Source organism: Noviherbaspirillum phoenicis (assembly GCF_047237965.1).
Lineage (GTDB): Bacteria > Pseudomonadota > Gammaproteobacteria > Burkholderiales > Burkholderiaceae_D > Noviherbaspirillum_A.
Window position 1 is genome coordinate 2,477,376 of record NZ_JBDFLX010000001.1, and the last position, 11,713, is coordinate 2,489,088.

Annotated in this window: 10 protein-coding genes; all 10 read right to left on the reverse strand. The window is 64.9% G+C overall.

Annotation, left to right across the window (positions count from 1 at the left end; translation table 11 throughout):
* Positions 1-61: 61 nt before the first annotated feature.
* The 10 genes from ABC383_RS11205 to ABC383_RS11250 all read right to left on the reverse strand — a co-directional run bounded on the left by ABC383_RS11205 (position 62) and on the right by ABC383_RS11250 (position 11,638).
* Positions 62-1,498: a high affinity choline transporter 1 gene (locus ABC383_RS11205; protein WP_413013970.1), complete on the reverse strand. Its 1,437-nt coding sequence runs from the start codon at positions 1,496-1,498 to the stop codon at positions 62-64.
* A gap of 88 nt (positions 1,499-1,586) precedes the next feature.
* The gene (ubiB, locus tag ABC383_RS11210) at positions 1,587-3,158 is read right to left on the reverse strand and encodes a ubiquinone biosynthesis regulatory protein kinase UbiB (protein ID WP_413013972.1); all 1,572 of its coding nucleotides are present in this window, start codon (positions 3,156-3,158) and stop codon (positions 1,587-1,589) included.
* Positions 3,155-3,730, reverse strand: a complete 576-nt coding sequence (locus ABC383_RS11215; RefSeq protein WP_413013973.1) for a ubiquinone biosynthesis accessory factor UbiJ — start codon at positions 3,728-3,730, stop codon at positions 3,155-3,157. Before ABC383_RS11215 ends, ubiB begins: the two co-directional genes overlap by 4 nt.
* Positions 3,731-3,808: 78 nt before the next feature.
* Positions 3,809-4,717 carry a Tim44 domain-containing protein gene (locus ABC383_RS11220; protein ID WP_413013975.1) on the reverse strand — a complete coding sequence of 303 codons (909 nt, stop codon included), beginning with the start codon at positions 4,715-4,717 and terminating at the stop codon, positions 3,809-3,811.
* A 9-nt stretch (positions 4,718-4,726) separates the two neighbouring features.
* Positions 4,727-5,458 carry a bifunctional demethylmenaquinone methyltransferase/2-methoxy-6-polyprenyl-1,4-benzoquinol methylase UbiE gene (ubiE, locus tag ABC383_RS11225; protein ID WP_413013977.1) on the reverse strand — a complete coding sequence of 244 codons (732 nt, stop codon included), beginning with the start codon at positions 5,456-5,458 and terminating at the stop codon, positions 4,727-4,729.
* A 136-nt stretch (positions 5,459-5,594) separates the two neighbouring features.
* Positions 5,595-6,116 carry a GNAT family N-acetyltransferase gene (locus tag ABC383_RS11230; RefSeq protein WP_413013978.1) on the reverse strand — a complete coding sequence of 174 codons (522 nt, stop codon included), beginning with the start codon at positions 6,114-6,116 and terminating at the stop codon, positions 5,595-5,597.
* A 395-nt stretch (positions 6,117-6,511) separates the two neighbouring features.
* A complete protein-coding gene (locus ABC383_RS11235; RefSeq protein ID WP_413013980.1) occupies positions 6,512-7,954 on the reverse strand; it encodes an HDOD domain-containing protein in 1,443 nt (480 codons plus the stop codon).
* A 22-nt stretch (positions 7,955-7,976) separates the two neighbouring features.
* Positions 7,977-9,677, reverse strand: a complete 1,701-nt coding sequence (locus tag ABC383_RS11240) for a putative bifunctional diguanylate cyclase/phosphodiesterase (RefSeq protein ID WP_413013982.1) — start codon at positions 9,675-9,677, stop codon at positions 7,977-7,979.
* Positions 9,678-9,895: 218 nt separating this feature from the next.
* A complete protein-coding gene (locus tag ABC383_RS11245; RefSeq protein ID WP_413013984.1) occupies positions 9,896-10,927 on the reverse strand; it encodes an LLM class flavin-dependent oxidoreductase in 1,032 nt (343 codons plus the stop codon).
* Positions 10,928-11,038: 111 nt separating this feature from the next.
* The gene (locus ABC383_RS11250; RefSeq protein WP_413013986.1) at positions 11,039-11,638 is read right to left on the reverse strand and encodes a hypothetical protein; all 600 of its coding nucleotides are present in this window, start codon (positions 11,636-11,638) and stop codon (positions 11,039-11,041) included.
* Positions 11,639-11,713 lie beyond the last annotated feature (75 nt).

An 11,713-nucleotide genomic window follows, 5' to 3' on the forward strand; every position in this document is an offset into this window, starting at 1 on the left:
TTCCCTGCAAAAATCATCCAAAACCCTGAATTATAGAGGGTTTCACAGTGACGCCGCAGGTTTATCGCGGCACGGTCGCCCCGGCCGTGGCGCGCGTGTATTGCGGCAGCAGCGAACCCAGCAGCATGCCAGCAAAACTGACCAGCAGGCCCGCCAGTTGCGGCGGCCAGATCGAGTCGCCGCCGAAGCGCTCCATCAACAGCCAGGTCGCCAGGCCGCCAATGACGGCGCACAGCGCGCCCTGGTTGCTTGCGCCCTTCCAGTACAGCCCCATGACCAGCGGCACGAAGGCGGTTACCAGCGTGACCTTGTAGGCGTTGCCGACCATGTCGTAGATGGAAGTGCCCTGGGACATCAGCGCGAAGACCGTCACCGCAATGGCGAAGCAGACCACCACAATCCGGGTTGCCAGCAGCATCTGCGCGTCATTCATCGGAAAGATCTCGCGCAGGATGTTTTCGGTCAGCGTGATGCTGGGCGCCAGCAGCGTGCCGCTGGCGGTCGACATGATGGCCGACAGCAGCGCGCCGAAGAACATCACCTGGGCAAACACCGGCGTGTTGTTCAGGATCAGCGAGGGCAGGATCATCTGGGCGTCGCTCTCGATCAGCGCATCCACCATCTTCGGATCGATCACATAGGCGGAATAGGCCAGAAACATGGGAACGAAGGCAAACAGGAAATACAGCACGCCGCCCGAGATCGAGCCGGCCATGCCGACGGTTTCCGAGCGGGCCGACATCACCCGCTGGAAAACGTCCTGCTGCGGAATGGAGCCGAACATCATGGTGACCAGCGCGCCGACGAAGGCCAGCACTTCCTTCGCGGTAACAGCCGGGGCGATATGAAACTTGCCGGCCGCGGCGGCGTGGGAGATCACCTGCGACGCGCCGCCTGCCATGCCGGATACCAGGTAGGCGATATACAGCAGGCCGGCTGCGATGATGGTCATCTGGAAGAAATCAGTCAGCGCAACCGACCACATGCCGCCAAACAGGGTGTAAAGAAGAACGATGCTCGCGCCGACGCACATGCCCACCGGCATGGAGATCGCGCCCTGCGACAGCACATTGAACACCAGGCCCAGCGCGGTGATTTGTGCCGATACCCAGCCGAGGTAGGACGCCACGATGCACAGCGACACCAGCACTTCCACGGTGCGGCTGTAACGCTGGCGATAGTAGTCGCCGATGGTCAGCAGGTTCATCCGGTACAGCTTGCGGGCAAAGAACAGGCCGACCAGCACCAGGCACATCGATGCGCCGAACGGGTCCTCGATCACGCCGGCCAGGCCTTCCTTGACGAACTTGGCCGGAATGCCGAGCACGGTTTCGGAGCCGAACCAGGTCGCGAACACGGTGGCGATCACGATGTACAGCGGCAGTGAACGACCGGCCACCGCATAGTCGCCGGACGTTTTTACCCGGCGCGACGCGAACAGGCCGATGGCAACCGAGATGGCCAGATAGAGAATGACGAAGACTGACAGCGTGGTCATTTCTTGAGCGCTTTAAGGAAGGTTCGGAAAGGTTCCGGATTATAGCTTCATGGCAATATCAAGAGGCATGCACCGCCAAAACCGGCGTCTACTCGATCAGGTAGTACCAGCGCATCAGCAATTGCACCAGCACCACGCCCGCCGCCAGCCCGCCGCCGAAATACACGGCCACGCCCAGCAGCATGTTGGTGCGCCTCTGCTCGGCCAGCACGCGCTTGAGCAATTCCGTGTTTTCCTGGTTCGAATGGCCCTTGCTGTCCTGCAGAGCCTGCACCGCCAGCCGCGGCAGCTGCGGCAGCAGCTGGCTGTAGCGCGGCGCTTCCTCGCGCAGCTTTTCCAGCAGGCCGCGCCATCCTATCTGCTCGCTCATCCAGCGCTCCAGGTAGGGCCGCGCGGTTTTCCAGAGGTCGAGATCGGGGTCGAGCTGGCGGCCCAAGCCTTCGATATTGAGCAGGGTCTTCTGCAGCAGCACCAGCTGCGGCTGCACTTCCACATTGAAGCGGCGCGAGGTCTGGAACAGGCGCAGCAGCACCTGGCCGAAGGAAATGTCGCGCAGCGGACGGTCGAAGATCGGTTCGCAGCAGGCGCGCACCGCGGCCTCGAGTTCGTCGACCCGGGTTTCCCTGGGCGCCCAGCCGGACTCGATATGCGCCTCGGCCACCCGCTTGTAGTCGCGCCGGAAGAACGCCAGGAAATTCTGCGACAGGTAATCCTTGTCGAAATCGGTCAGGGTGCCGACGATGCCGAAGTCCAGCGCGATATAGCTGCCGAAGGTATCCGGCTCGACCGACACCAGGATATTGCCGGGGTGCATGTCGGCATGGAAGAAGCCGTCGCGAAACACCTGGGTGAAGAAGATCTCCACGCCGTCGCTGGAGAGCTTCTTCAGGTCCACGCCCTCGGCCAGCAGCCGGTCGATCTGGGAAATCGGGATGCCGCGCATGCGCTCCATCGTGATCACCGATTCCGAGCAGAAGTCCCAGTACATTTCCGGCACCAGCAGCATCTTCGATTCGGCGAAATTGCGCCGCAGCTGGCTGCCGTTGGCGGCCTCGCGCATCAGGTCCAGCTCGTCGTGCAGGTACTTGTCGAACTCCGCCACCACCTGGCGCGGCTTGAGCCGGCGGCCGTCGGCCCAGAAGCGCTCGACCCAGCCGGCCACGATCTGCATCAGGGCCACGTCCTCGTCGATGGTCTTCTTCATGTTCGGCCGCAGCACCTTGACCGCGACCTCGGTGCCGTTGCGCAGCCGGGCGAAATGCACCTGGGCGATCGAGGCCGAGGCGACCGGCTTGCGGTCGAACCAGGCAAACAGCTGGTCCGGATGCGCGCCCAGCGAGCGCACGATCTGGGCAATGGCCAGGTCGGAGTCGAACGGCGGCACCCGGTCCTGCAGCAGCGCCAGCTCGTTGGCAATGTCAGGCGGCATCAGGTCGCGCCGGGTCGACAGCACTTGGCCGAACTTCACGAAGATCGGGCCAAGCTCTTCCAGCGCCTGCCGCAGCCGCTCGCCGCGCGGCGCGCTGATGTCGCGCCAGAACAGCAGCCGGTTGGTCAGGAGCGCGATGCGCGGGGTGACGCCCGACATCGCGATATTGTCCAGACCATAGCGCAGCGCTACCGACAGAATCTTGAATACCCGCAGCACCCGCCGGATCATGCCAGCCCTCCGCGCAGGCGCTCGATGCGCTTGGCTAGGCGCTCGACATCGTCGCGCAGCTCGGCCACGTCGGCGCTGAATCCGGCCACGGCTTCCGGCCGCACCAGCAGCGGCTGCTCCTCCAGAAAATACTCGGCGAGGTTTTCCTCGATGCGGCGGCGGGTGGACTGGGCCGCGCCGAACACGGCGCGGCCGCCGGCGACGATGCGGCGGGCAGCGATGTCGCCCACCAGCCGCGCCAGGTCGTCCTCGGCTTCCCAGCGCACGCCCTGCGCGACCTGCGACACCGCGTTGGCAAACTCGGCGTCGCCCTCGACCTGGACGTAGGAAAAGGCGCGCTCGCGGTTTTGCATCATCAGCGGCAGGTCGGAGAGCTTCATGCGGATGGTGACATTGGCCGATGCGTCGGGTGCGTCTTCCACCATGCCGTCGGCGGCCACGCGCAGCTGCACGGCCACTACGCCGGTATCGATGCGCGCGACCTTGCCGGCATGCAGGGCCAGCTTCTTGCCGGCCCAGGCTTCCTGCGCGAGCAGATGATTGAGGATGGCGGGAAAGGGAGAGGGAATCATGAGCGGTCAAAAAGAAACCGCCCGTGAGGTTTCACGGGCGGTCTGGAGTTTAGCAGTTGCTATAAAAGACGTGTTTGCTCAAGACAAGGAGAGTTGCTGAATGCCGGCCAGCACCCAGCCGCCCTGCCCCGACTTGGGCTTGGACAGGTTCCAGACTTCGGCGAACTCGGCGGCCGACGCGTCCGGCGCTTCCTTGATCAGGCCGGAAAACTTCACGCTGGCCAGGTAGTCATGGTTGGCGCTCTCGATGCCCAGCAGCTCGGCATTGAGCTGCACCACGTCGGTGACATTGAGCGCCGCGCCGCGTTCCTCGATCTGCATGCGCAGTTCGGCGAACATTTCAGGATTGGTGAATTCGCGGATGTCATTCACGTCGCCCTTGTCCCAGGCATCCTGCAGGCGCAGGAAATAGCTCTTGGCATGGCGCAGGAAGGCCGGCACGTCGAAGTCGGCCGGCACGCCCCAGGGCGCGGCCGCATTGGCCGCAGTGGCAGCAGCGCCGGCCGCCGGCACCGACTGCGGATAGGACTGCACGCCGGAACCGATCTCGGGCGTGGTGTTGCGGGCATAGCCGCCGGCCATTGCCGGGCTGACGCTGTCCTTGCGGCGGAACAGACGCAGGATGAACATCAGCGCCATGGCCAGCAGCGCCACCGTCAGCACGGTGCCGATCACGCTGGCCAGCGCGCCGCCGATACCCAGGTGCGACAGCAGCGCGCCCAGGCCCAGGCCCAGCAATGCGCCGCCCAGCATGCCGCGCCACGGGCTGGCCGGGCGGGTGGCCGGCGCGGCGGCCGGCGGCGTGGCCTGACGCGGCGCGGCCTGCTGCATCGGCGCGCTTTGCGGCGAGGAGGGAACGGAACGGCTTACGCCCTGTGACTGCCGACCGAAGGAACCGCCACCGCCGAGGCGCTTGGCATCGGCCTCGACCGCCACCATCGACAGCGTGCTGGCGACCAGCATCATCATGACCAGATACTTTTTCATTTGAGGCTCCTAGAGTTTGATGCCGGTATGCAGCGCAGCCACGCCGGCAGTCAGGTTGTAGTACTCGACACGTTCCAAACCTGCGTCCTGCATCATCTTTTTCAAGGTGTCCTGGTCCGGATGCATGCGGATCGACTCGGCCAGGTAGCGGTAGCTTTCGGCATCGTTGGCGATGCGCTTGCCCAGCCAGGGCAGGACCGAAAACGAATACACGTCGTACGGCTTCTTCAACGGCTCCCAGACCTTGGAAAACTCCAGCACCAGCAGCTTGCCGCCGGGCTTCAACACGCGTCGCATCTCGGCCAGCGCCGCGTCCTTGTGGGTCATGTTGCGCAGGCCAAAGGCGACGCTGACGCGGTCGAAGTAATTGTCGGGGAACGGCAGGCGCTCGGCGTCGCACAGCAGCACCGGGTTGGTCAGGCCGTTGTTGATCAGCCGGTCGCGGCCCACGCGCAGCATCGATTCATTGATGTCGGTCAGCCAGACTTCGCCGGTCGGGCCGGCCTGCTTGGCAAAGGCCTTGGCCAGGTCGCCGGTGCCGCCGGCGATGTCGAGCACCTTGAAGCCCGGCCGCACGCCCGCCTGGGCGATGGTGAACGCCTTCCAGATGCGATGCAGGCCGGCTGACATCAGGTCGTTCATCACGTCGTACTTGGCGGCGACCGAGTGAAAGACCTCGGCGACCTTGTGCACCTTGTCTTCTTCCTGGACGGTCTGATAGCCGAAATGGGTCTGGGTCATGGCGGGGAAAGCTTGATTGAACGATTGCGCATTATACAAGTGAGCAGACCGGCTGGCGCCGGCGCTGGTTCCCGCCTACCTTGGCGCAGACGCAAGGCTTTGTGCTGTCGCTGCCCAAACAGTGCGCCGCGCCGGCTCAGCCGTCGACCGGCTGCAGCGGCGTGTCCAGCGTGAGTTGGTAGAAACCCAGGTCGAGCCAGCGGCCGAACTTGAAGCCGGCCTGCCGGATGGTGCCGGCATGCACGAAACCCAGCCGGGTGTGCAGCGCGATGCTGGCCTGGTTTTCCATGTCGATGCCGCCGATCAGCACATGGTATTGCTGGCTGCGGGCAGCGGCGATGAGCTGCTGCATCAGCGCCAGCCCGATACCCTGCCCGCGCCGTGACGGATGCACATAGACCGAATGCTCGACCGTGTACTTGTAGGCCGGCCAGGCGCGGAACGTGCCGTAGCTGCCGAAGCCGGCCAGGCTGCCGTCCTCGTTTTCCAGGCCCAGCACCGGGAAATCGCCGCGCGCCTTGGCGGCGAACCAGTCATCCATGTTCTGCGCGGTGCGCGGCTTGTAGTCGTAGAGGGCGGTGGAATGCAGGATGGCATCGTTGAAGATGTCCAGGATAGCGTCGCCGTGGCGCTCGCGGGTGCACTGCACTGCTCGCATGTCGTTGTCCCGAAAAGAATCAGGCTGGCATTGTAGCGGGCGAAAAAAAACCCGGCGCAAGGCCGGGGGAAAGTCGTCGCTTGGGCAACCACTGGAGGTATATTCCTTTGAGCAATTGCCATGCCAGCCTTCAAGCCGGCTTCCGCACCAGCGCGGTGCAAGAGCCAACGACGAAAAACAGGCCAAAAAGCAGGACAAAAAAAACCCGCTGACCTTGCGGTAGCGGGTTAATCCATCCTTGGGAGGGTGGAGGAGACGGTTCAACTATAGTCCGGGAAATTGTGCAGCGCAATAGAAAAATGGCATTCCGGACGATTTTCTTGATTCTTTCGTCTCACTCCTTGAATTTTGCAGCGCAAAAACCACGTTACGCAGTGAGGTCCATTCCCGGGCGCCTAGTGCGGCTGCTTGCTCATCACCAGCGCGCGCAGTTCATTCAGGGCCGCGATTTCCCCCTGCTCCAGCGCCACCGGCAGGGCGTCATCCCAGTCGCCGTAGATGAAGCCGACCGGATGCCGATTGACCGTCAGCGGCAGCACGATGAAGCTGCGTACCGTCGGGAAGGCATCCTTCCACCAGCGCGGCAGCTTGGCGCGGAAAGCCGGGTCGCAGGCGTCCTTGACGCAGACCATCTTGTCGTTGGCCAGCGCGGCATGGAACACGTCGGGCTGATAGGCGTCATTGAATACCAGCCGCGGCGCCAGGTGCTCGATGTCGTCGCCAAAACACATTCCGGCCAGATACTTGCCTTCCTTGCGGTTGCGCAGGAACGCCACCGCGCGTTTCAGGTGCAGCCCCTTGTAGATGGTTTCCAGCGCCATGGTCATCAGCTGGCCGGTGTTGATGGTGCTGATCACGTTGCGCATGTCGGCCACGCCGCGCGCCAGCGCCGGCGTGGCGTCGCGGCGCCGCTCGTCGCTTGCCGGCGCTTCCGGCGCCGCCTGCACCGTGGCGGGGCGGACCAGCGCCGGGTCGTCGCGCGCGGTTTCGCGGGCGGCGCTGACGGCGGCCAGCACGGTTTCGCTCTCCATGCCCAGCATGTCGGCATAACCGTCGACGATGGCCGCCAGCGCCTCGTCGTTCTCGCCCTTTTCGCACAGCACCCGTGCGCAGGACGAGGACATGGTCGACAGCGCGGCCAGCCAGCCGGCATGGTCGAGCGGTTCGCCGGCTTGCGGCATCACGTCATGCAGGCTTTCGATCAGGTCGCGCGGCAGGCCCCAGCGGCGGGCGATCAGCCGCCCGATGTCCACCATGGTCATGCCCAGCACCTTGACCACCGCCACCGCCTCGTCATTGCCTTCGGCCGTCAGCGCCTGGATCGCTTCCCAGTAATGCGGCAGGTAGAACGCCACCACCATGCGGCCCAGGCCGTGCAGCAGCGAGCAGACCACGGCTTCCTCGGCGTCGCGGGTGCTGGCCTGGGCCGTCACCTGGCGCGCGATATGGCCGGCCAGCACTGCCTTTTCCATTTCGGTGCGCACGCCGACCGAGGTGCTGGACACGGTGGCCAGGCTGTCGACCAGCTTCAAGCCCAGCGCCAGATGGCCGATGGACTCGGTGCCGAGCACCATCACGGCGCGCGACACGGTATTGATCTCGCCGAACATCGCATACATCGCGCTGTTGGCCAGGCGCAGCACCCGGTGCGTCAGCGCCGGGTCCGACAGCACCGTGCGCGTCATGCTGAATTCGCGCTCGTTCTCGCTCTGCATGGCGCCCACGATCTGCTGGACGACATTGGAAAATCCGGGAAGATGGCCCTGCTCCTTGATCTGCTTCCACAGCAGTTCCTGGGTCTTGCGCGAGTCGCCCAGCTCGGGCGGCATGGTGGTCATGGTCTGCATTCCTCGTTGATTGTCATGGCAGCGCCAGTTCGGCGGCGCCCGCGCCCAGCACATCCATGGCGTCGTCGAACATCATCGGGCGGCCGGTATGGTAGCCCTGTATCAGGCTGCAGCCCTGGTGGGACAGGAACTGCAGCTGCTCTTCGTTCTCGACGCCTTCGGCGACCGTGGTCAGGTTCAGGTGCTGGGCCAGGCTCAGCACCACGTTGCAGATCGCGGCGTCCTTGACCGATTGCGGCAGGTCCTTGATGAAGGCGCGGTCGATCTTCAACGTGCTGATCGGGAAGCGCTTCAGATAGGCCAGCGAGGAATAGCCGGTGCCGAAATCGTCGATGGCGATGCGCACGTCGCGCGCGGCGATCTGCAGCAGCAGCGCTTCCGCATGCGCCGGGTCCGACATCAGGATGCCTTCGGTGATCTCCAGCAGCAGCTGCCGTCCGTGCAGCCCCGACAGCTTCAGCGCGTCTTCCATCAGGGCCAGGAACTGGTCATTGCGGAACTGGCGCGGGCTGACGTTGACCGACACGTACAGTTCGCGCCCGGCGACTTCCTGCAGCCGTTTCAGCTGCACGCACGCCGCCTTGAGCACCCAGGCGCCCAGCAGGTTGATCAGGCCGTTGCTTTCGGCCATCTGGATGAACTGGCTGGGCGCGATCAGCCCGAGTTCCGGGTGCATCCAGCGCATCAGCGCCTCGAAGCCGACGATTTCCCGGGTGACGGCATTGACGATGGGCTGGTAGTGCAGGAAGAACTCGCCGTTGCGCACGGCCTCGAACAGCGCCGCCTCCATCGACACATCGTGGTCGGGGGCGCTGAAGGTGGCGCGGCTGTAGATGACGCAGCGGGCGCGGCCGGTTTCCTTGGCGCGCGCCATCGCGGTGTCGGCATGGGCCAGGAGCCGCACCTCGTTGTCGCCGTGCTCGGGGTAGACGGCGGCGCCGATCGAGGTGGACAGATACAGCGACTGGCCCTCGATCTCGAACGGCAGCTGCACCGCGCTGATCATGCGGCGCGCGATCGGATTGATTTCATCGGGATGGACCGCGCCCGACAGCACGGCCATGAATTCATCGCCGCCGATGCGGGCCAGGGTGTCGTTGTCGCGCAGCGCCTTTTGCAGGCGGCTGGCGGCCTCGCGCAGCAGCGCGTCGCCGGCGCCATAGCCGAGGGCATCGTTGACTTTCTTGAAACCGTCGAGATCGAGCGCCAGCACGGTGAAGCCGCGGCCGGTACGGCGGGCGTGGGCAATCGCCATGCGCAGCCGGTCCGACAGCAGCGCGCGGTTGGGCAGGCCGGTCAGCGCATCGTGGGTGGCCAGGTGCAGCAGCCGCTCCTTGGTTTCCTGCTGGCCCGAGATATTGCGACCCACCACCAGGACTTCGGTCTGCCCGTCGAGGTCGCGGTGGGAAGACAGTTCCAGTTCGAACCAGTGCAAGCCGGTGCTGGTATGCACCCGCACATTGACCCTGTCGTGCAGGCCGCTGGCCACCACCTGTGCCATGACCGACGCCAGGCCAGCCCGGTCCGGCGTATCCACGCGCTCGTGCAGCATGCTGCCGCACAGCACGGCGCCCGGCGCGATGATGCCGATGGCGCGCTGGCTGGCGTGCAGAATCTCGCCGTTCTCGGAGAGCGTGAACACCAGATCCCCGGCCGACTCCGTCAAACGCGTCAGCTGGCCTTTCAGGTGTTCTATCAAAACGTCATTTGGCATCGAAAACATGTTCGGTGATGGTTATGGGCTGAATTTCCAAACGCTCGTTCCTGAAGCCACCAGGGCAAAGTTCGGACGCCGCACCGTGCAAAAAAGCAATAACCCGCTCCGATCGGCGCTGCCGTCTTTCCCCGGAGGCGCCTGAGCGCATCCACGGTACCGAAAGCCTATCTTCGGGTGAGACCCCAAACTTATTTACGGCAGGAAATAATCTAACTTTAACCGAGAGCTTGCCCGGAAGGAAGTCCCGTGAGGCCGAACGCCTTGGCCAGCAGGGTGTAGGAGTGGCGCCGGGCCGCCGGGTCGTGGGTCCAGGTGTTGACCACGATTTCATCCAGTTTCAACTCGGCTGCCAGGGCATGCAGCCGGTCCGCCACCTGCGCGGCCGTGCCGACGATGGCGCGGCGGCGCAAAGCGGCGATACGGGCCTGGTCCGCCTCGTCGTAGACGGCGGCCGCCGCCTCTTCCGGGGAAACCAGGGGAAGGCGCAGGCCGCGCTCGAAGCCGATACGCCAGTGCTCGCGGGTCCTGAGCAGATGCCGCGCCTCGTCCTCGGTATCGGCTGCCAGCGCCCAGACGCAGATCGTGGCCTGCGGCATCGGATGACGTTCGCTGGGCTGGTACAGGCTGCGGTACAACGCCAGCGCCTCTTCCACGCCCTCGCCTTCGCTGAAGAAATAGGCATAGGCATAGGGAAGGCCGAAGTGCGCCGCCAGTTGGGCGCCATAGTTGGAACTTCCCAGAATCCAGATTTCCGGCGAGGTCGGGCCTTGCGGATGGGCGCGGATCGCGCCGAACGGATGGCCGGGCGCGAGCGGCATGCCGCTGACCCAGGCCTGCAGATCCTGCACCTGCTGCGGAAAGCGTTCGGCAGCCTGGCCGGCGTCCGGATTGAGCGCATAGGCGGTGAGCCGGTCCGAACCGGGCGCCCGGCCCACGCCGAGGTCGATGCGGCCGGGCGCGATGCCTTCCAGCACCCGGAACTGTTCCGCCACTTTCAGGGCGGCGTAATGCGGCAGCATCACGCCGGCGCTTCCGACCCGGATGCGTGACGTGGTCGCAGCAATGGCCGCCATCAGCACCTCCGGCGCGCTGCCGACGATGCTGCCGCTGTGATGGTGTTCGGAAACCCAGTATCGGTGGTAGCCCAGCCCGTCGCAGTGCCGGGCCAGCGCCAGCGATTCGGCGATGGCGTCGGTCTGGGGCCGGCCGCTGACGGCGGTGGACTGGTCAAGAACGGAAAGTTTCATGGTGTGTCCGCAAGCTGCCGAAGAAAAACCGATACTGTAATGCAACACGGCGCGTCATGCGCGCCGTGCCATTTCTGCAAGCCGTGCCGGGGAAAACCCCGGCGGAGCGGCTTACTTGCCTGGAGCCGGATTGCCGGCGCCAGCGCCGCCATCGGCCGGCATGGTGCGGGTGCCTTCGGTGCCGGCTGCCTTGCCGCTGGCTGCCGTGCGGCTTTCAGCGCGCTTGGCGCGACGTTCGGCGGCACGCTGCTTGCGCGCTTCGCGACGGGCGGCACGCTCTTCGGGCGTCAGGGCCTTGGGATTGTTCAGATTCTGCTGCGACGAGGTGCCCGGTGTCGGCACTTCGGTGTTGGCGCGCAGCTGGCCGGCGCCTGCATTGCGTTCAGCCTTGACCTCTGCACGGCTCTTGTTGCCTGAAGGCATACCAGCCGTCGGCTTGTCCTGGAACTGGTTGACCTTGTCGAATTCGGCAGCGCTGGCGCCGGACTTGACTTCGGCACGGCTGGTGCCGCTGCCCTTCACGGCTGCGCCGGGACGGTCGTTGAACTGGTTGACGCGGTCTGCATTCGCCGCGCTGGCGCCGGACTTGACTTCGGCGCGGGATTGGCTGGCCGATGGATCGGTGGAAGTGGCGGCAGGCGCTTGCGCGAAAGCCGAAACCATTGCGGCCTGAGCCAGGGGAAGTGCCAACAGCGTTAACATTTTTTTCATTTTGCGCATCCAGTCGTTGAGGGTGAAGAAAGGGGAACACCAGCACAGCCATATCGTGTCAAAAAGATACCCATC